Origin of the sequence: Acinetobacter sp. NIOH-H-8 (genome assembly GCF_046635365.1) — a bacterium.
Lineage (GTDB): Bacteria > Pseudomonadota > Gammaproteobacteria > Pseudomonadales > Moraxellaceae > Acinetobacter.
The window spans coordinates 1-405 of record NZ_JBHDVN010000299.1; the positions used below are offsets into that span (position 1 = coordinate 1).

At 59.0% G+C, this 405-nt stretch carries 1 protein-coding gene; it reads left to right on the forward strand.

What is annotated here, in order from left to right:
* Window positions 1-301, forward strand: a 301-nt coding sequence (fliL, locus tag ACEWB7_RS18335) for a flagellar basal body-associated protein FliL (protein WP_411581138.1), incomplete at its 5' end; no start/stop codon positions are given.
* Window positions 302-405: the final 104 nt, after the last annotated feature.

Genomic DNA, 405 nt, shown 5'->3' on the forward strand with positions numbered 1-405 from the left:
GATGGAGCGTTTCGTCATCAGCCTGGAGGGAGACAGAGAGCCCCACTATCTGGTGCTGGAGCTGGCACTGGTCACCCACAATCCCCAGCAACTGGAGATGCTCAACGAGCTGACCCCCCTGATCCGCAATGCCATGGTGCAATATTTCAGCCATCGCTCCCATGAGGCGGTGAAGCAGGAACTGCAGAACATCTCGGCCCTTCAGACCTCTCTGCTCGGCAAACTGGTGGGAACCCTGGAGGGGTATGGCTACAAGCCCTATCTGGATGAAGTGCTGGTCACCAAGGTCCTGGTGCAGTAGCGAACATGATGGACGCTGGTTGGGATACTCCCTGCGAACTGACCGCCTCCGCTCCCCGCACCGGTGAGCAGGCGATCCTGAGCCGTTATCTGCCTCTGGTGAAG